This window comes from Mesorhizobium sp. B2-5-3 (assembly GCF_006441005.1).
Classification (GTDB): Bacteria; Pseudomonadota; Alphaproteobacteria; order Rhizobiales; family Rhizobiaceae; genus Mesorhizobium.
Genome location: NZ_VFUS01000009.1, coordinates 19,399 through 38,990 on the forward strand (window position 1 = coordinate 19,399; position 19,592 = coordinate 38,990).

Genomic DNA, 19,592 nt, shown 5'->3' on the forward strand with positions numbered 1-19,592 from the left:
CGAAAACCACAGTCGCGGCCCTCAAGACTTGGCAATTATCCGTCTCAAGAGGTCGGGCAATCGCGGATTTGTCCCCCGAGCTGTTGAGGGACATTCGGGTCCATGCCATCGATCTGCCGGACCACGGGGCCGATCCTACGCCGGTCGCCAGGGCTGACCCTATTGCGCCCCATCGGCGCGGCCTTGCGAGCACAAGGCCGCCGCCGCGTGCTGGTGGACCATTCGATCGGCGGCATTTTCGAAACCCGCGCCGTCGAGATCACCGCGCGGCTCGGAAGCTGCGGACCAATCGTCAACATTTGGGGAGAGTGCCATGCCCAACCATCAGCGCTCTGCTACGCGCACGACAACGCTTGCCCACCAGCCCGGTTCGATCCCGGGCGAGACAGGGCTGCGCGCGGCCGACCGACCAATCGTCACCAAGCAAGAGCTTCCTTCCGCTGTCCCACTGATGGCGCTTTCGACCGGTTTCTGGGCCTTCAAGACTCTGGCCGCCGCGCACGAGTTGGACCTCTTCAGCCGCCTTGCGAGCGGCGCCGCCATCACGGTTGCCGGTTTGGCGGAAGCGCTCGGCCTGCATCAACGACCGGCCGAGATGCTGTTGACCGGCTGCGCTGCACTTGGGCTCCTGGAGAAAACGGACGGCCGCTATCGCAACACGCCCTTAAGCGAAACTTATCTCGTGAAGGGTAAGCCGTATTACTTCGGTGGCTTCGTGCAGATGGCCGACAAGCGACTCTATGCGGGCTGGGGAAGGCTTGCAGAGGCGCTGCGCACGAACCGGCCAACCACATGGGATCCGGCAGTGCAATCCTCGATGTTCGAGGGCGAGGATCCTACGATGCTGGCGCTTTTCTGGGAGGCGATGCATTCGCTTTCCACGATGACCGCGCGCAAGCTCGGCGAAGCCGTGGATCTCAGTCATTTCCGCCGCCTCCTGGACATCGGCGGCGGATCGGGCGCGTACGACATCGAGCTTTGCAAACAATATGGGGCGCTGCGTGCGACCGTGTTCGACTTGCCGCATGTGGCCGCGATCGCCGCGGGAAAGATCGCCGAGGCCGGCTTGACCGACCGCATCGAGACCGCGGACGGCAATTTCTTCGAACAGCTTCCCGGGGATCACGACGTGCATCTCCTGTCGATGATCATGCACGATTGGGACGAGGCGAAGAACCGCGCCCTGCTGCGCCGATCCTTCGAGGCTTTGCCAAGCGGCGGCGCGGTCGTCATCAGCGAGCTTCTCGTCAATGATGAAAAGACCGGCCCGGCGCCGGCCGCGCTGATGAGCCTCAACATGCTGATCGAGACGGAAGGACGAAACTACACCCCGGCCGAGTATTCGGCGTGGCTCGAGGAAGCCGGATTCAGGCACGTCGAGACGGTCTGGTTCGATGCTCCCGCCGCGAACGGCGCCGTGATCGGCCGCAAACCGTAAGGCGCAACGTGGAGCGGATCAGGTGCGCCGCAATCGGCTGGGCGAGCTGCGTAACGGCAGCCCCCGACGGGAGCACGACAAAGGTTGTAGGAGAAGCCAAGAACAAACCAAGGGAGAAAACCATGTTTCCAGCGTCAGTTCGTCTCGCATTGCTCACGGCCTCGATCGTCGCCCTTCCATCATACGTCGCCGTGGCCGACGATGCACAGGTCGCGCGTGGCGAGTACCTGGTCACGATCGCCGGCTGCAACGACTGCCACACGCCCGGCTACTTCTTCGGCAAACCCGATATGTCGCGCTTTCTTGGTGGCTCGGATGTGGGCTTTGAGATACCTGGCGTCGGTGTCTTTCCCGGTCGAAACATCACGCCCGACAGGGAGACCGGCATCGGCAGCTGGACCCCGGAGCAGATCGTCGCTGCGATCCAGACTGGCCAGCGGCCGGACGGCCGCACCCTGGCGCCGATTATGCCCTGGCCTGCTTTTGCGCATCTCACAGCGGACGATGCCATGGCCATCGCGGCGTTCCTGCAAAGCGTGAAGCCGGTAAGCAACAAGGTCCCGGGCCCGTTCAAGCCTGGCGACACGGTGTCGACATCCATGATGCGGATCATCCCGCCGGGCGGAACCGCTGCCGCTGCACCGAAATAGGCCGAAAACCGGCCTTCCACCGGACGTCGTGTTCGACGCCGCCCGGCGTCGTCCCGGAGCATGGCCAAAATGGCATCCGCGCCGGCCTCGCCATTCGCGGTCAGTCCCACAGCCATTTCCACACGCGGAACTGACGGCGGCTGACGCCGCAATCGCGCATCAGCTGCTTCGTGCAAGCGCGCCGATGCTGTCGAGCAGCCGCTGTTGGTCGCCGACCCAAAACCAGTGGTCGTCACCGGCGATCTCGATGAACCGCGCGCCCGGGATCCCGGCGGCCAGGAGCCGCCCTGCCTCGACGCGCACGGCGCGGTCGCCGGACCGGTGCAGGACCACCGTCGGGGCCGAGACTTTTGCGAGCAGGGAACGGACATCGGTATCACGCAGCGCTTCGAGCAGACCCGCGACCGCGCCGGGGCTGGAGGCTGCCCTGAGCAATCCCGCCCACCAGGTCTCCGCCTGGCGGTCTCCGGAGAGGCTGGGGGCGAAGGTCTCGATTTCCGCCGGGCCGCCCCAGCCGGCGATCAGCCGCTGCTTCCACAGATCGTATTGCGCGGCGGTCAAGGCGAAGGGATAGTCCGACGCGCGGCTGCCTTTCGCGAGCGAGCCCCACAGGACAAGGCCGATGAGCCGATCCGGATGATCGATGGCGAAACGGACACAACCCGGCCCGCCTTCCGAGGCGCCGATGAGCAAGGCCCGGCTGCTGCCGGCCGCGTTCATGACTGCCAGAATATCCTGCGCTGTCGTTTCGACTGTGGCACGGACACCGACACGGTCGGAAAGTCCCATGCCGCGCCGGTCGAACAGGATCAGGCGGCCCAAGCGCGAAACCGCTGATATCCAGGCGCGGCAGCGTCTGTCTTCCCAGATACGCTCGACATGCGAAATGAAGCCGGGAACAAGCACGATGTCCGTCGGTCCGCTGCCGACGATCTGATAGGCGAGATGGATGCCGTCTACTTCGACGTAGCGCGTCCTGGGCACGTCCAAAGTGACATCTTGAGTTGGCTCCCGCACCAGGGCAAGCGTGGCCGGGTCCGGCGCTACGCCGAGTTCGTCTCGTAACAGCCGGACACAGCTTTCGGCCTGGCGCTCGGCTGCCGCCCTGTCCCCGGCCGCCAGGTGGGCGCGGATCAGGTGACGGTGCGCACTTTCGCTCAAGGGGTCGAGTGCCGCCAGGCGCGTCGCATGCACCACCCCGCTGCGTGGTTCGCCGCCGGCGATCTTCGCTTCGATGGTACGCTCCAGCGTCTGCACCAGTCGGCTACGCAAGGCCTCGCGCCTGAAAAAGACCCATTCGTCGAATTCCGGACAATCCGGGAGTGAGAAGCCGCCGAGATAGTCGCCCTTATAGATGTCGGCCGCCTCGTCGAGCGGGCCGACATTGCAGGCATGCTCGAAAACCTTGGAGTCGAGCTCGACGAAAAGCGCCGGGTGTAGGCTGAGGGATGCCCCCGTGGCGGCGATGACCTCCGTGCCGAACGCGATGCGAATTTTATGCAGTGTGCGCCGAAGGCGTGCTCGTGCGGCTTCTTCGTCGGTTTCGGGCCACAGAAGCGTGGCGGCGACCTCGCGCGCCACGGGCCCGCCGGCCTCGGCGACATAGATGAGGAGCGCGGCCGCCTTGCGCAAGGCGAGCTCCACCGGCTGCCCGTTCAGACGGAACTCCGGAAACCCCAGAAGTCGGAACTCCAATCTTTCCATCGACCCGTACGCGGCCGAGCGGGGACGTTCAGGGGACGCCGGCCTTCTATCCATCCCACGACGGCGGGCCGATCGGGCCCGATCAGGAGACTCCTTGGAGCGAGAAATGTCACCGGTCAATACTCTCAGCCAGCATTGCACGTCCGAGGCCATTGCCGGGGGTGGCGTTCCCATCGGCGTCAAGAACGCAGGGAAAGGAGGCTGAGACATGTGCCAATCCTGTCTCTCCTGGTACGCACGCTGCATTGCTCCCTACCTCGTCCACGCCGGCTGTTCGGCAAACGTGTTCGCGCGCATGCGAAGGCGCCTGATCCCGCGGGCGCAGGGCATTGTCGTCGAAGTCGGCTTCGGGTCCGGCCTGAACCTTCCCTATTACGACGCCGCCAGGGTGGAGCGGCTGGTCGGCATCGATCCCGACGGCACGATGCTTGGCCTGGCCGAACCGAAGATCCGTTCCCTGCCGTTCGACGTCGACTGCATCCGGGCCAGCGGCGAAAGGCTGCCCTTGATCGACGGCCTCGCCGACACGGTCGTCGTCACCTATGCCTTCTGCACCATTCCCGACCCTGACGCGGCGCTGACCGAGATCCGCCGCATATTGAAACCCATGGGCCGGCTGATCTTCATCGAGCACGGCCAGGCCGAGGGGCCGCGCGGCCGCAGATGGCAGGAGCGGCTGAACAAGCCGTGGGGACAGATCGCCGGCGGCTGTCATCTCAACCGCCAACCGCTGCACTTGATCCGAGAGGCGGGCTTCCGCATCGTTGAAGAGGAGCGCGGGCGGTTCCCGCTGCCCTTCTGGCAATTGGGAAGCCACTACGCCGGCGTCGCGGTGCTCCGACAGGGTGACGGGCCATCACCCCAGGCCAGATCGTGCATTACGAGGTCCCACGCACATCCGCTTCCGCGCGGAATTGCCGATGACGGTCGTCGGCATCCCGTTCCTGATGCGCGAGGTCACAGAAGATGGCGTGAGGGACAGCTTCTCGCACCGGAGTTAGCCGACATTCAAACCGGGTGCATCCACGTCTCAGATGGGGCTTTGCAACCCTTCTGTTCTTAGCGTTCCGATCATTGAATCATAAACCGCGAGCTGAACGGCAGGCTGGCTGCGCCGACGGCTTTCGGGCTGATGGTCACCCGCGCTGGCAACGCTTGGACAGCGGCAAATTCCCGGCCGATATCGGCGCACAAGGCCTTGGCGATTTTCTGCGGCGCATAGCTGGACAGGAGGACCGTCCTGAACTCGACAAACTGGGTTAGCGCCGAGATCGATGCTTTCAGGCGGTTTGAGCATTCCCCCAGCCATTCGGTGTAGGCCTCTCCAAGATCAGGCCACTCAGGGCTGCTGCTCCAGATGATTTCGGACGAGCGTCCGCGCATGGCCAGTTCGCTTTCCAGGCGCATGAGGCCATGATCGAAGCTGGCACTGGAGTTTCCCTTATAGATCTGGTGGTTGAGGATGAGCCTGCTCTGCAGCCTAGCTCCGAGATAGAAGAACAAATAGTCGTTCAGCGGCTTTGCGACACCGAACATGCTCTCGCCGCCGGCCGCCGCGGTGATGTCGTTCTGGACGAAGACCGGCAGCTTGATCTGCTCTTCGATCTCGCTTTGCAAAGCCTTCAGGGACGTGCTCGATCCGTTGCCGGTTGCAGCCATGGCGTCGACCTCATCGGGAACGGCCAGCCCGATACCCGCGACCCGGCTGCGCGCCTCGACCGGCAGGCTCGTCATGGCTTGCCTGATCGTCGCAAGCAAATCGTTGTTTTGCGGAAACGGATTGGCTTCATCCGCGGGCAACTGCGTGTGGAAGCGCACGGTGCCGATGAAGTCGATGAGCGCGATGTCGATCCTGCGCCGGCTGAAGCCGACGCCGACCGCGTAGGCGCCTTCCGGGTTGAGTGAAAGCGGGATGGTGGGGGGCCCGACACGGCCGCGCTGCGCCTCGCCCTGCGAGACCAGCCCTTCCTGTTCGAGGGAGCGGACGATGACCGAGGCCGTCTGCGCCGACAGACCGGTCTTCTCGCCGATTTCCATCCGCGATATGCCCTCGTTCTGAAGCAGCAGCGACAGCACCAGACGCTCGTTGTAGCTGCGCACGCTCAACGCGTTCAGCCCGCTCGCACGATCGGCGATGCGCAAGGGATTGGGTGGTGCAAACCTCATGTCAGGCAAGGGTCGCCCCATCGGTAAGAGCGCATTGCCGGGCGGCGGTATGGTTGCTCATGTCGAGCGGCTCCAGCCGATCGCATCGACCGCGCGGGCGAGTGCGGTGCCAAGCAGTCTGTGCGCTTCGGCATCGATGTGAAATCCGTCCGCTTCGCTGCAGGACACCACCGAGCCGGCATCGAAAAAGTGCAGTTCGAGCGAATCCGCCAGCACCTCGAACTCGAGCGCCAGCAGCCGCGATTTCTCCGGTGCGCCGGCGAAGATGGACTTCCACTCCTTGACGTCGTCCTGCATCGGCGGCGGTGCGACGATCATGATTTCGGGTGTGGTGCCGCCCGGACCGGGCGCCAGTTCCTTGATGTCGTAGACAAGGCAGCCTATGCCCATAGCCACTTCCGACGGCGGTTGGTTGAAGCGGATCTTGAGGTCATTGGTGCCGAGCATGATGATGACGAGGTCGAGCGTCGCATGGCTCTGCAGACAGGGGCGGAGATAGGTTCTACCGTTCTTGTGTGCCCCCTCGATCGGATCGTCGTGGACGGTGGTTCGACCGCTCAATCCTTCCTCGATGACATACCAGTCGGGGCCTAGCTGAGCGCGCAGTATCCCCGGCCAGCGCTCAGCCGGGCCATAGCGCTCGAGCGGCCCCTTGCCGGGGATCTGGCCGTGCGTGTTGGAGTCGCCGTAGCACAAGACTGATCGCATGATTTTCCCGCCGGGACTGACCGCGCGCCGGTGCAGGACGAGCGCTCTTCATGATGAATAGCGGAGTGGCGAAAGGCAAGCAACGGAATAGTCATTCAACATGACTAACTATTGACAGGTCAAACCCACTATGCTTCTAAAGTGCCCGGAGGAGTTCTCGACCGTCATCATTGTCCAGCCGAAATTGGGCCTCGACACACATGTGTTCGGGGGCGGGAGAATTGCGTGCCTAGGTCGGTTCGCGACGACAAGCATGCATCGGGAGAGCGTCTCGCGGCCCGTGCGCGTCCGTACGGCCGGAGCAACCACAAGGAGGAGTTCAATGTTAGGATTGCTGAAAACCGTCGGGCTGGGGATGCTCGTTGTATCAGCGCTTGCCGTAACGTCCCTGGCGCACGCGGAAGATGTCAAGCTGATGGACGGCGTCGCGCCGCGCCCCGACGACACGCGCATGACCGAGGCCGGCGCATTCAAGAAGGATCCCCCTTGGGTCATCGGAATGAGCGACTTCGGCGTCAACGCCAACACCTGGACCGTGCAGGTCGCGCATGAGGCGGAAAATGCCGCGGCAAAGGACAAGCGCATCTCGAAGTTCATCCTCCTCGATGCCGGCTTCGATCAGAAGAAGCAGGTAGCCGATTTCGAGGATCTGATCGCCCAGCATGTCGACGCGATCATCGTTCAGCCGGTGACCAGCACGTCGGCCAACGCCAGCATTGCCAAGGCGGTCGCCGCCGGCATCCCCGTCATCCTTCACACCGGCCGCATCGATTCCGATGCCTACACCACCGAAATCCAAGGGGGAGCCGAGCACTTCGGCAAGGTAATGGGCGACTGGCTGGTGAAGACCGTTGGCGACAACGGCAAGATCTGGGTCCTGCGCGGCCTTGCCGGCCACCCGGAAGACACCAACCGCTACAATGGGCTACTGGAATCGCTCAAGGGCACACATGTGCAGATCATCGCCGAGGAGCATGGCGACTGGCAGTATGACAAGGCCAAGAAGCTGTGCGAGACGCTCTATCTGAACAATCCGCAGGTCGACGGCATCTGGTCGTCCGGCGCCGACATGACGCGCGCCTGCGTCGATGTCTTCAAGCAGTTCGGCACGCCGATCCCGCCGATTTCGGGCGAGGGCAACAATGGCTATTTCGGCCAGTGGATCACGGATGGATTCAAGTCGATCTCTCCGGAATACAGCCCGGCCCAGGGTGCTGCCGGCGTGCGCGCCGCTGTAGCCCTGCTCGAGGGCAAGCAACTCTACAAGCGCTATGTCTACAACCCTGATGGCTGGGACAAGGACAAGGCCGCGAAATACTATCGCGACGACCTGACGGCCAATGTCTGGTGGCCGAGCGAACTCCCCGAAGAAAAGCTCAAGGAATATTACGGCAAGAAGTGACACGCCGTGGCCGGCGGGGAGTGGACAAGCGTCCCCGCGGGCCCTTCCAGTGGTGAAGCGAGGGTTTAGTGGCCAATCTTATCGAGATGTCGCACATTTCGAAGGCATTCGGGGGAAGCAAGGCGCTCCACTCCGTTTCCCTCGATCTGAAGGCCGGCAGCGTTCACGCCCTGATGGGCGAGAACGGCGCCGGAAAATCGACCTTGATGAAGATCCTGGCGGGCGTGTATCAGCCCGATTCCGGCGGGATCTTCATGAATGGGGAAAAGCTCGATCTGAAGTCACCGCGCGCCGCGCTCGATGCCGGCATCTCGACCGTTTTCCAGGAACACTCGCTGCTGCCTAATCTGTCGATCGCCGAGAACATGTTTCTCGGCCGGGAGCCGACGAACCGGTTCGGCTCGATCGACTATTCCGCGATGAACAGCCGAACCGCCAAGGCACTCGGCGAACTCGGTCTCACGCTAGACTCCTCGCAACTCGTTTCCAACCTGACCATTGCCGAGCGGCAATTCGTCGAGATCGCGCATTGCATCCAGGCCGACGCCGGCGTGCTTATTCTCGACGAGCCGACAGCGGCGCTCAACGCGGCCGATGTCGATGTGCTCAACCGCAATATCCGCCGCCTGCGCGATAGGGGAAAGGCAATCGTCTACATTTCGCATCGCATGGAGGAAATCTTCGAGCTGTGCGACACTGTGACGGTGCTGAAGGACGGCGCACTGGTCGGCACCAGAACGGTGTCCGAGATCACCGCAGACGAACTCATCGCCATGATGGTCGGGCGCGAACTCCAGGACCTGTTCCCAGATCGCACGGGCGACAGGGGCGGCGAAATCCTGCGCGTCGAGAATCTCAGGATCACCGAGACATCGCAGCCTCTGTCGCTGACGTTGCACAAGGGCGAGATCGTCGCCCTCGCCGGGCTTGAGGGACAGGGCCAGCAGCGCTTCTTGCGCTCCCTCATCGGCCGCTACCATCCTTTTGCCGGGACGATTTCCATCAACGGCAAAACGCTCGACATGCCGCTCTCGACATCATCAGGCGTTCGCCATTTGCAGCAGCTGAAGGTCGGTTTCGTCCCCGAGGACCGCAAGGAGGAGGGGCTCTTTCTCGCTTTGCCGATCGCCCACAACATCGCCATCGGATTGCATTCGAGGCGACGCGAACTTGCGCCGGCGCGGCCCTATCGAAGCGTCATCGCCCGCATGATGGATGTCATGAACATAAAGGCGACAGGGCCGTCCGCTCCGGTCGGTTCGCTGTCGGGCGGCAATCAGCAAAAAGTACTGCTCGGCCGCTACCTCGCCGCGGATCTCGATCTTCTCCTGGTGGAAGAGCCGACCCGTGGCGTCGACATCGGCGCCAAGTCCGAGATCTACCATCTGCTGCGCGACTTCACCCGCAAGGGTGGCGCGGTGCTGGTGCTGTCGCGCGAGACGATCGAGCTGATCGGGCTGTGCGACCGCATCTATGTCGTCCACCACGACACAGTCGTGGCCGAAATGCCGGCAGCACAGGCGACGGAGCACAAGATCCTCGACGCGGCCCTGACGGGCGGCTCGGCGCGCCGGCACTAGGGGCCTTCCATGTATCGTAGCCTGTCCAACATCGTGAGTGGCCGGAACACACGGCAGGGCCAATGGGGTCTGCCATTGTTGGTTGCCTTGCTCATTTCGCTGTGGCTGTCGGTTCAGACGACGCAGTTCGCAACGGCCGAAAACCTTTTCAACCTGGTTGCGCAGGCGATGCCGCTGGTCATCGCGGCGGCCGGACAACTCGTTGTCGTGCTCGTCGGCGGGCTCGATCTATCGGTCGGCTCGGTCATCAGTTTCACGACGGCGGTGCTGGCGCTCGACCAGCCGGCGATCGTGCTGATCCCGGCGGTCTTCGTGCTGGCCGCATTCATCGGGCTGATCAACGGCCTGGCGATCACCCGTTTCAACGTCCATCCAATCATCGCCACGCTATCGACGCAGTACATTGTCCTTGGCATCACGCGCATCTTGCGTCCCGTCTCCGGCGGCACCGTTCCGGAGATCGTCATTGCTGCCGTCTCAGGCAGTTTCCTCGGTATTCCTTATCCGGTCTTTTGGGGAATCGTCGTGATGCTGTTGGCCTGGAAGCTGCTCTACGGATCGCGATACGGCCTGCATCTGTTTGCGATCGGCGGCGGCATCGCGTCGGGGGCCGAAAGCGCTGCCCGCAATTTCGGCGTCTCCGATCGCCGCAACATCATCCTCGCCTATGTGGTCTGCTCCTGTTTCGCGGCCGTTGCCGGTGTCTTCCTGGCCGGGCGCATCGTGTCGGGTGATCCAAATGTCGGGTTGCTTTTCGAACTCGACACGGTCACCGCCGTGGCACTTGGAGGCACCCAGCTTTCAGGCGGAATCGGCAGCCTGCACGGCACGGTGATCGGCGCGCTTGTGATGGCACTGCTGGCCAATGGCATGAACCTCGCCAACGTCTCGCCCTTTGTCCAGACGGCGATCAAGGGCGGCATTCTCTTGGCCGTGGTCGGGCTGCAATCCCGCAAGAAGATGGGGCTCTGAGCGATGACTGCCGTTCTCGCAAACCCGATTGCCCGGCGTCTGCTTCGCATACCGCCGTCCTACTTTGTCTTCCTCGTGCTTCTGGCCACGCTGTGGGTCGCACGGCCGAACATGCTCAACCTCAACATCATGGGCATCTTCATCAGGCAGATCGTTCCGCTCGGCATTCTCGTGCTGGGGCAGCTCGTCGTCATGCGCGTGAAGTCGATCGACCTCTCCGGCGGCGGCATCATCCTGCTGATCAACTATTTCATCTCGTCGGGCAGTTTCCCGGGCGCGTCGCTGCCCTTCTTCGTCGTACTGGCGCTCGCCACGGGCCTCGTCATTGGCCTGTTCAACGGCTTCATGATCGGCATCCGGCGGGTGTCGGCCGTCATAGTCACGCTGGCCGTCAGCATCATCCTGGTCGGACTGGTGCAGTTCCTGTCGAGCGGCAATCCACCCGGCGATGTGCCGAAACTGTTCAACGACCTCTACAACACGAAGTTCCTGTCGGTTCCGACGCCGGTGCTGTTCTGGATCATGCTGACCGCCGCGGTGTGGCTGCTTCTGTCGCAGACAGTGTTTGGTCGTTACGTGGCCTCTGTCGGCGAGAATGCCGAAGCCGCCCATTTTTCCGGCGTGCCGGTCCAGCGCACGGTCATCCTGGCGCATACGCTCGCCGGCCTGATCGCGGCGATCGCGGCCCTGGTACAGACAGGTTCAATCGCCGTCGGCAGCGTGCGCGTCGGTCTCGACCTGCCGATCCTGGCAGTCGCGGCGACGATCCTTGGCGGCGTCGCCTTCGGTCGCGGCGACGGCGGCGTCTGGGGACCTTTCTTCGGCTCGCTGTGCTTCGCGCTTTTGTTCGTCGTGATGACGGTGCTCGGCATCGACGAACCCGGCAAGCTCATCGCCCAGGGCGTCATCATCCTCGGTGCGGCGATCTTCTACGGAGTGCGCGTGCGAACCTCCTGAATCGAAACAAGGCAAGCCGGCACCGGCGTTAGAGCTGGATCGATAGATCTGCACGTTCAGACAACTGCAAACAGATGGAGAAACATGGATGTCACCGCCAAAAAATATCATGTGCTACGGCGACTCGCTGACCTGGGGCTGGGTTCCGGTCAAGGAAGGGTCGCCGACCTACCGCTACCCCTATGACCAGCGCTGGACGGGTGTTATGGCGGCGGCGCTGGGAGCGGGCTACCACATCATCGAAGAAGGTTTGAGTGCGCGCACGACCTGTCTCGACGATCCCAACGACCCGCGCCTCAACGGCGCCAATTACCTGCCCTCTGCCATCGCCAGCCATCTGCCGCTGGATCTGGTCATCGTCATGCTGGGCACCAATGACACGAAATCCTATTTTCGCCGGACACCCTACGAGATCGCCAACGGAATGGCGAAACTGGTCGGGCAGATCCTGACGAGCGCCGGCGGTATCGGCACGCCTTATCCGGCTCCGAAGGCGCTGGTCATCGCGCCGCCGCCGCTGACCCCGATGCCCGATCCCTGGTTCGAGGGCATGTTCGGCGGCGGCCACGAAAAATCCAGGGAGCTGGCCAGGCAGTACAAGGCGATGGCGGATTTCATGAAGATCGACTTTCTGAATGCCGGCGATTTCGTCACCACGGACGGTATCGACGGCATCCATTTCACCGCTGGCAACAACGCCGATCTCGGCCGCGCGGTCGCCGACAAGGTCAAGTCTATTCTTGAGCCAAGCCGAGCCAGCACCGCCGCCTGAAGTCGCGACGCCCGCCGGCTTGCGCAACAGGCCGGTTTGCAGGCGTGTCGCATTCTTCCTGTATGCCATTATGGACCCAACGATGAGCCCGGTCCGTAATTCTGCCCAACACGTTCCGTGGCACTTGACCCACTTGCTTTTATGAAGACGAGCTATCCACTCAAGCCGTTCAACAAGCGCACATTCGAGGTTTGCCTGGGCTGATAGCCAGCTTGGGCTCCTCGTCCTTCACACCGCCTGCACCGCCGCCGCCAATCCTCGTATGATCTTCGCCAGCTCCCTGCACTCATTGTGCAAGGTGCTGTTGCGCCGCCAGGCAAAGCAGATCGTGCGCTGCGGCATGGGTTCCTGGAACGGCACGATCTTGAGATCGGGGATAGTGCCGGCAGGTCCCGTGGCCATTTCCGGGATCAGCGTCACGCCGAGCCCGTGCGCCACCATCTGCAAGAGCGTGGTCAGGCTGGTGGCGCCGTAGCTTGCCATCGCCACCGGCCGCACATTGCCGCAGACAGCCAGTGCCTGTTCGCGCAGGCAATGGCCCTCCTCCAGCAGCATCAGCCTTTCCAGCGCCGGGCTTTCAGGCGGCACCGGCGGCGAGGCGAAAGCCGGATCGCCTGACGGCACGGCCAGGAAAAACCGGTCGGGGAACAAAGCCTCGGTCACCAGGCCGGGATGGTCGAGCGGAAGCGCGGCGATGAAGGCATCGAGCTTTTGCGACGCGATGTCCTCGACGAGCGAGGCGGTCACCGCCTCGCGCAGTTCGAGCAGCAAGTCCGGGAAATGCATTTTCAGCTCGGGCAGCGCACGCGGCAAAAGATAGGGCGCGACGGTCGGGATGATGCCCAGCCGGAAGCGCCCTCCCATGGCAGGGCGGCCACGCCGGGCGATGGTCTCGACCTCGCGTATGTCGGAAAGGATGCGTTCGATGCGCGGCAAAAGGGCTGCCGCCTCGTCGGTCATGCGCACCGATTTGCCGCCGCGTTCGAACAGCCGGCAGTTCAGCCGCTGCTCCATTTCCGCGATCTGCGAGGACAGCGCCGGCTGGCTCACGCCTGCAAGTTTCGCCGCACGCCCGAAATGCAGCGTCTGCGCAAGTGCGTCGAAATAATGCATCTGGCGGACGGTTAGGCCTATCATAAGAAAATCCTATTGAAAGGAACAGGAAAGGCAATTTGTTTTTATCGGCAGGCTGGCCTAGTCTGGAATCATTCCAGGATGGCGGCGCTGGCTGCCCGGAACCCTCGGCAAAATTGGAGTGCAAGATGGACGCGAAAACCGACGACAACAGCGCGGGCAACTGCCCTGTCGCGCATGGACCCGGTGCCAGGACCAACCGTGACTGGTGGCCCAACCAGCTGGACCTCGGCGTTCTCCACCAGCAGTCGAACCTCTCCGACCCGATGGGCGAGGACTTCGACTATGCCAAGGAGTTCGCGAGCCTCGATCTCGACGCGGTGATCAAGGACCTGCACCATGTCATGACGGATTCGCAGGATTGGTGGCCGGCCGACTTCGGCCATTACGGGCCGCTGTTCATCCGCATGGCCTGGCACAGCGCCGGCACCTACCGCATCGGTGACGGCCGCGGCGGTGCCGGCGCCGGCCAGCAGCGTTTCGCACCGCTCAACAGCTGGCCTGACAACGCCAACCTCGACAAGGCGCGCCGCCTGCTGTGGCCGGTCAAGCAGAAATATGGCCGCAAGATCTCCTGGGCCGACCTGCTGATCCTCACCGGCAATGTCGCCCTGGAATCGATGGGCTTCAAGACCTTCGGCTTCGCCGGCGGCCGCGCCGACGTTTGGGAACCCGAGCAGGACGTCGATTGGGGATCGGAAACCAAATGGCTCGACGACGAGCGCTACTCCGGCGACCGCGAGCTTCGCGGCCATCTCGGGGCCGTGCAGATGGGCCTGATCTACGTCAATCCGGAAGGCCCGAACGGCAAGCCTGATCCGCTTGCCTCGGCACGCGACATCAGGGAAACCTTCGGCCGCATGGCGATGAATGACGAGGAGACGGTGGCGCTGATCGCCGGCGGCCACACCTTCGGCAAGACCCACGGCGCCGGCGATGCCTCGCTGGTTGGCGCCGAGCCGGAAGGCGCCGGCATCGAGGCGCAGGGCCTCGGCTGGTCGAGCAAGCACGCGTCGGGCATTGCCGGCGATGCCATCACTTCGGGGCTCGAGGTCACCTGGACCACGACGCCGACCAAATGGAGCAACAACTTCTTCGACAACCTGTTCAATTACGAATGGGAATTGACGAAAAGCCCGGCCGGCGCCCATCAGTGGACGCCGAAGGGCGGCGCAGGTGCCGGCACGGTGCCGGACGCGCATGATCCCTCCAAGCGCCGCGCGCCGGCCATGCTGACCACCGATCTCGCGCTGCGGGTCGACCCGGCTTACGAGAAGATCTCGCGGCGGTTCCACCAGAATCCGGATCAGTTCGCCGATGCCTTCGCCCGCGCCTGGTTCAAGCTCACCCATCGCGATATGGGCCCGGTCGTTCGCTACCTTGGCCCGCTCGTGCCGAAGGAAGAGCTGATCTGGCAGGATCCGATCCCGGCCGTCGACCATGAACTGGTCAGCGAACAGGATATCGCATCGCTGAAGGCCAAGATCCTGGCCTCGGGCCTGTCGGTTTCCGAACTGGTCTCGACCGCCTGGGCTTCGGCCTCGACGTTCAGGGGTTCCGACAAGCGCGGCGGCGCCAATGGCGCCCGTATCCGGCTGGCGCCGCAGAAGGACTGGGACGTCAACCAGCCTGCTGAATTGGCCAAGGTGCTTGCCACGCTCGAATCCATCCAGAAGGCGTTCAACGCGGCACAGACCGGCGGGAAAAAGATCTCGCTGGCCGATCTGATCGTGCTCGGCGGCGTCGCCGCGGTCGAGAAGGCGGCAAAGGATGGCGGCAACGAGGTGAAGGTGCCGTTCACGCCGGGCCGCATGGATGCCTCGCAGGAACAGACCGACGTCGCCTCCTTTGCCGCGCTTGAGCCGAAAGTCGACGGCTTCCGCAACTATGTCCGGGGGCCGCAGCCGATGTCGATCGAGGCGATGCTGGTCGACCGGGCACAGTTGCTGACGCTGACCGCGCCGGAGATGACGGTGCTGGTCGGCGGCCTGCGGGTGCTCGGCGCCAATACCGGCAAGTCCAGGCACGGCGTGTTCACCGACAGGCCGGGCACGCTGACGAACGACTTCTTCGTCAACCTGCTCAGCATGAACACGGTCTGGGATCCGGCCGCCGGTTCGGATGAGATCTACGAAGCGCACGACCGCAAGACCAAGGCGGTCAGGTGGACCGGCACCCGCGCCGACCTTATCTTCGGCTCGCATGCGCAGCTGCGTGCGCTGTCTGAGGTGTACGGGTCCGCGGATGCCGGGCAGAAATTCGCCAGGGATTTCGTCGCGGCGTGGACCAAGGTGATGAACGCCGACCGGTTCGACATCGCTGCCTGATCCGAGCAAGGACTTCTCGACCCAAGAAAAAGGCGCGGGGCTTGGCCCCGCGCCTTTTTCTTGTCCAGGCTTCCGAAGTCAGTCCTTTTCGAAGACGCGCGCCTTGGCGACGACGCCGGCAATGGCGCCGCCGATCAGCGGCGCGACGATGAACAGCCAGAGCTGGCTGATCGCGGCGCCGCCCGAGAACAGCGCCGGGCCAATGGAACGGGCCGGATTGACCGATGTGCCGGTCACCGGGATCATGGCGAAGTGGATACCCGCCAGCGTCAGGCCGATGACCAGTCCAGCGAAGGCCGTCGCATGCCTTTCCGCGGTAACGCCGAGGATCACGGTGACGAAGGTGAAGGTGCCGATCAACTCCCACAGGAACGCGGAAGAGACGCCCCATTTCGTCTCGTCCCAGCCATTGGCGCCGAAGCCGCCAGTGTGTCCCCCGGCCTGGCCGGAGACGATGATCCACAGCGCCAGCGATGCCAGGATGGCGCCAATGATCTGTGCGATCCAGTAGGGGATGACGTCCTTGGCCGGCAACCGGCCGGCAAGGAACACGCCGAGTGTTACAGCCGGGTTGAGATGCGCGCCCGAAATGGGGCCGATCGCGTAAGCGGCCGCGATAAGGCCGATGCCGAAGGCCAGCCCGATGCCTTCTTGTCCCAGCGGCAGCGCGCCGCCGAAGCCGCCCGTCACCACCGACCCGGTGCCGATGAACACCAACAGGAATGTGCCTAGAACTTCCGCCAGATAAGTCTTCATTGCCCTCTCCTCGTGACGATCCGCCGGTCCACGCTTTCCGCGCCGCGAATCATGGCGGCAAGAGTATTCCCAACCGAAAAACTTGGAAAGCTGAGTTGTCGCATCCCTACCGTGCTTGCAGCCGCCAGTTAATAACATTAGAGAGCTTGCATTTATTGACGATCTGCTGTTGACCGCACCGGAAGATTTATTGATCGAGCGGTTTTCGCCGATCTCAACAGGCGGCCTGCCGTCGCGAGAGGGGGCGGGGTTCAATCTCACCGTGAAAGGCTCTAAGAGCAGACCGAGATGATGCGCTCGATTTGGTGGACTGAAGAATGCGACTAGGCGGACGGCTGGCTGCGGCCATCGAAGTGCTGGAAGACATTGGCCGGCGTCACCGGCCGGTGGCCGATGCGCTGAAGGACTGGGGCCTGTCGCACCGCTTCGCCGGCGGCGGCGATCGCGCGGCGATCGGCAACATCGTCTACGATGCGCTGCGCCGCAAGCGCTCGGCAGGCTGGCTGCTGGGCGAGGACACGCCGCGCGCCATCGGCTTCGGCGCCCTGCTGCTCGAATGGGGCCAGACTGCGCGCTCGCTCAACGAAGCGCTCGACGGCGACAAGTTCGCGCCGCCGCTGCTGACGGCTACCGAACTCCAGGCAACCGACGAGCGGCGGCTTGCCGACGCCTCGCCCGCGGTGCGCGCCGACATACCGGATTGGTGCGAGCCGCTTTTGCAACGCGCGTTCGGTGAGGCCTGGGTCGAGGAGGGCGCGGCGCTCGCCACCCGCCCGCCGCTCGACATCCGCGTCAACACTTTGCAGGCCGATCGGGCCAAAGTGCTGGCGGAACTTGCCGAAACCGGCGCCAAGCCAGCCCAAATCGCGCCCCAAGGCATTCGCATACCGCCGATCGACGGCGACGGCCGGCATCCCAACGTGCAGGCCGAGCCGGCTTTCCAGAAGGGCTGGTTCGAAGTCCAGGACGAGGGATCGCAAATCGCCGCCGCTCTTGCCGGCGCCGAGCCTGGAATGCAGGTGCTCGATTTCTGCGCCGGCGCCGGCGGCAAGACGCTGGCGCTGTCGGCGGCGATGGGCAATACGGGTCATGTCTTCGCCCATGATGCCGAGAAGGCGCGGCTGGCGCCGATCTTCGACCGCATCCGCCGCTCGGAAAACCGCAACGTGCAGATCGTCACCAAGCCGGCGGAATTGTCGCCGCTCACTGGCCATATGGACCTCGTCCTGGTCGACGCGCCTTGCACCGGCAGCGGCACCTGGCGGCGGCGCCCGGATGCCAAATGGCGGCTGACGCAAAGGCAGCTCGACGCCCGCAAGGGCGAGCAGATGGCGATCCTCGATGCCGCAAGCAGCTTCGTCAAGCCGGGTGGCCTGCTAGTCTACGTCACCTGTTCGGTGTTCGACGAGGAGAATGGCGACCAGGTCGCAGCGTTTTGCCAGCGCAATGGCGGTTTTGCCCCGGTCGACCATCGCCGGCTCTGGGACAGCCGTTTTCCCGGCCATGAAACGGCGATGCGGCTCGGCGCGCTGGGCGGTATCTGCCTGTCGCCGGCGCTGAGCGGCACCGACGGTTTCTACATCTGCGCGCTGCGTAGGGCTTCCTGAATGGAGCGGAAAGCGAAGCCGTCCTGCGCGCCCTCGAGACCAAATTGCTGCAGTGCAGCATTGGATGATTGCTTGCCGCTCACGCCTCTGCAATAAGCTTTTCCGGCAAAAGTGAAAGCAGCGACGGCCATGGCAGCAAAGATCGTACCCGCTCCGGACTATGAGGACCGCGTCAGGGCGTCCTTCGCGCGCCAGCAGGCGATGGCGACCATCGGCGCCGAATTGACGCTGGTGACGCCCGGCATCATCGAAATCGAGATGCCCTATTCGGCCGCACTCACCCAGCAGCACGGTTTCCTGCATGCCGGCGTCATCTCGACCGCGCTGGACTCGGCCTGCGGCTATGCGGCCTTCTCGCTGATGCCGGAGAATTCCGGGGTGCTGACCATCGAATTCAAGGTCAATCTGCTGGCGCCGGGCAGGGGTGAGCGCTTCCTGTTCCGCGGCTCGGTCACCAAGCCCGGCCGCACCATCATCGTCGCCGACGGCCAGGCCTATGCCTTCGCCGCCGACGGCGAAGCCAAGTTGATCGCCACCATGACCGGCACCATGATGACGATGGTGGGCCGCGACGGGATTGCTGGGTGAGTCGCAGGTTCGCCGCAGGCGAATTCATCGTGCCAGTGGCACGATGAAAGGCCACGAACGCCGGGAGCTGCCGCAGGCAGCGGGTCCCGGCGAGCAGGCGGTGAAGACTGCAGGACAGGGAGGAGTAAATCATCATGACCGACAAAGTGTCGCGCCTGTCCGGCAAGGATGTCCTTTTCGTCATGGCTGCACAGGCCGAATACGGGCCGCATCTACAGCGGCTGTTCACCCCGCTGATGACCGGTGTCGGCCCGGTCGAGGCAGCCGTCCGGCTTGGCGCCGAATTGTCCTGGCTGAAGTCGCAAAAGGCGCTGCCGGACCTCGTCGTGTCGCTCGGCTCGGCCGGCAGCCGGACCTTGGAGCAGACGGAAATCTATCAGGCGGTCTCGGTCAGCTATCGCGACATCGACGCCTCGCCGCTCGGCTTCGAGAAGGGCGCGACGCCATTTCTCGATTTGCCGGTTACGGTGCCGCTGCCGTTGCGCATCCCGGGCATAAAGGAGGCGACGCTGTCGACCGGCGGCGCAATCATCACCGGCGCGGCCTTTGATGCAATTGCGGCAGACATGGTCGACATGGAGACCTTCGCCTGCCTGCGCGCCTGCCAGTTGTTCGACGTGCCCCTGATTGGGCTGCGCGGCATTTCCGACGGCGCGGCTGATCTCAGGCATGTCGGCGACTGGACCGAATATCTGCACGTCATCGACGAAAAGCTGGCGGATGCCGTCATGCGCCTCGAACAGGCGATCGGCTCGGGCTTGCTTCGGACGGCATCTCCCGGTGACGTGACGGGACCGGTCTGAAAGTCAGGTTCGCAACCCATTGCGTCGA

17 protein-coding genes are annotated in these 19,592 nt (G+C 63.8%); 12 read left to right on the top strand and 5 right to left on the bottom strand.

Translation table 11 applies throughout. The features are described from left to right. Nucleotides 1-313 precede the first annotated feature (313 nt). Nucleotides 314-1,438: an acetylserotonin O-methyltransferase gene (locus FJ867_RS21085; protein ID WP_224619146.1), complete on the top strand. Its 1,125-nt coding sequence runs from the start codon at nt 314-316 to the stop codon at nt 1,436-1,438. 122 nt (nt 1,439-1,560) lie between these two features. After that, a complete protein-coding gene (locus FJ867_RS21090; RefSeq protein WP_140818569.1) occupies nt 1,561-2,088 on the top strand; it encodes a cytochrome c in 528 nt (175 codons plus the stop codon). A 159-nt stretch (nt 2,089-2,247) separates the two neighbouring features. Here FJ867_RS21090 and FJ867_RS21095 read toward each other — a convergent pair whose 3' ends face one another. Then, nucleotides 2,248-3,792: an alpha/beta hydrolase gene (locus FJ867_RS21095; protein WP_140818500.1), complete on the bottom strand. Its 1,545-nt coding sequence runs from the start codon at nt 3,790-3,792 to the stop codon at nt 2,248-2,250. Nucleotides 3,793-4,075: 283 nt separating this feature from the next. On the opposite strand from FJ867_RS21095, the gene FJ867_RS21100 reads away from it, so the two are divergent. Beyond that, a complete protein-coding gene (locus FJ867_RS21100) occupies nt 4,076-4,855 on the top strand; it encodes a class I SAM-dependent methyltransferase (RefSeq protein WP_246675098.1) in 780 nt (259 codons plus the stop codon). Between the two features lie 8 nt (nt 4,856-4,863). Here FJ867_RS21100 and FJ867_RS21105 read toward each other — a convergent pair whose 3' ends face one another. Both FJ867_RS21105 and FJ867_RS21110 read right to left on the bottom strand, forming a co-directional pair. Then, the gene (locus FJ867_RS21105; RefSeq protein ID WP_224646902.1) at nt 4,864-5,934 is read right to left on the bottom strand and encodes an ROK family transcriptional regulator; all 1,071 of its coding nucleotides are present in this window, start codon (nt 5,932-5,934) and stop codon (nt 4,864-4,866) included. A gap of 81 nt (nt 5,935-6,015) precedes the next feature. Continuing rightward, a complete protein-coding gene (locus FJ867_RS21110; RefSeq protein WP_140818502.1) occupies nt 6,016-6,666 on the bottom strand; it encodes an SGNH/GDSL hydrolase family protein in 651 nt (216 codons plus the stop codon). 322 nt (nt 6,667-6,988) lie between these two features. On the opposite strand from FJ867_RS21110, the gene FJ867_RS21115 reads away from it, so the two are divergent. From FJ867_RS21115 to FJ867_RS21135, 5 genes are all read left to right on the top strand, one after another. Next, nucleotides 6,989-8,068, top strand: a complete 1,080-nt coding sequence (locus tag FJ867_RS21115) for a substrate-binding domain-containing protein (RefSeq protein WP_140818504.1) — start codon at nt 6,989-6,991, stop codon at nt 8,066-8,068. 68 nt (nt 8,069-8,136) lie between these two features. Continuing rightward, nucleotides 8,137-9,648 carry a sugar ABC transporter ATP-binding protein gene (locus FJ867_RS21120; RefSeq protein ID WP_140623948.1) on the top strand — a complete coding sequence of 504 codons (1,512 nt, stop codon included), beginning with the start codon at nt 8,137-8,139 and terminating at the stop codon, nt 9,646-9,648. 9 nt (nt 9,649-9,657) lie between these two features. After that, entirely contained in the window at nt 9,658-10,620 is a 963-nt protein-coding gene (locus FJ867_RS21125; RefSeq protein ID WP_140515064.1) for an ABC transporter permease, read from the top strand. 3 nt (nt 10,621-10,623) lie between these two features. Continuing rightward, a complete protein-coding gene (locus tag FJ867_RS21130) occupies nt 10,624-11,577 on the top strand; it encodes an ABC transporter permease (protein ID WP_140498342.1) in 954 nt (317 codons plus the stop codon). Nucleotides 11,578-11,665: 88 nt separating this feature from the next. Beyond that, complete coding sequence (locus FJ867_RS21135; protein ID WP_140498341.1) at nt 11,666-12,349, top strand: SGNH/GDSL hydrolase family protein; 684 nt, start codon at nt 11,666-11,668, stop codon at nt 12,347-12,349. A gap of 228 nt (nt 12,350-12,577) precedes the next feature. Here FJ867_RS21135 and FJ867_RS21140 read toward each other — a convergent pair whose 3' ends face one another. Further along, nucleotides 12,578-13,486, bottom strand: a complete 909-nt coding sequence (locus tag FJ867_RS21140) for a hydrogen peroxide-inducible genes activator (protein ID WP_140498340.1) — start codon at nt 13,484-13,486, stop codon at nt 12,578-12,580. Between the two features lie 125 nt (nt 13,487-13,611). Here FJ867_RS21140 and katG point away from each other — a divergent pair, with 125 nt between their 5' ends. After that, on the top strand, nt 13,612-15,810 hold the full coding sequence (gene katG / locus FJ867_RS21145) for a catalase/peroxidase HPI (protein ID WP_140685132.1): 2,199 nt from the start codon (nt 13,612-13,614) through the stop codon (nt 15,808-15,810). A gap of 78 nt (nt 15,811-15,888) precedes the next feature. On the opposite strand, the gene FJ867_RS21150 is transcribed toward katG, so the two are convergent. Beyond that, nucleotides 15,889-16,566 carry an MIP family channel protein gene (locus FJ867_RS21150; protein WP_140685133.1) on the bottom strand — a complete coding sequence of 226 codons (678 nt, stop codon included), beginning with the start codon at nt 16,564-16,566 and terminating at the stop codon, nt 15,889-15,891. A gap of 317 nt (nt 16,567-16,883) precedes the next feature. Here FJ867_RS21150 and FJ867_RS21155 point away from each other — a divergent pair, with 317 nt between their 5' ends. From FJ867_RS21155 to FJ867_RS21165, 3 genes are all read left to right on the top strand, one after another. Continuing rightward, entirely contained in the window at nt 16,884-18,173 is a 1,290-nt protein-coding gene (locus tag FJ867_RS21155; protein ID WP_140649854.1) for an RsmB/NOP family class I SAM-dependent RNA methyltransferase, read from the top strand. A 129-nt stretch (nt 18,174-18,302) separates the two neighbouring features. Further along, nucleotides 18,303-18,761 (top strand): PaaI family thioesterase, encoded by a 459-nt coding sequence (locus FJ867_RS21160; protein ID WP_027146613.1) that lies wholly within the window; start codon nt 18,303-18,305, stop codon nt 18,759-18,761. A 134-nt stretch (nt 18,762-18,895) separates the two neighbouring features. Next, nucleotides 18,896-19,564, top strand: coding sequence for a 5'-methylthioadenosine/S-adenosylhomocysteine nucleosidase (locus tag FJ867_RS21165; protein WP_140623936.1), 669 nt, complete (start codon nt 18,896-18,898; stop codon nt 19,562-19,564). The last annotated feature ends 28 nt before the right edge of the window (nt 19,565-19,592 follow it).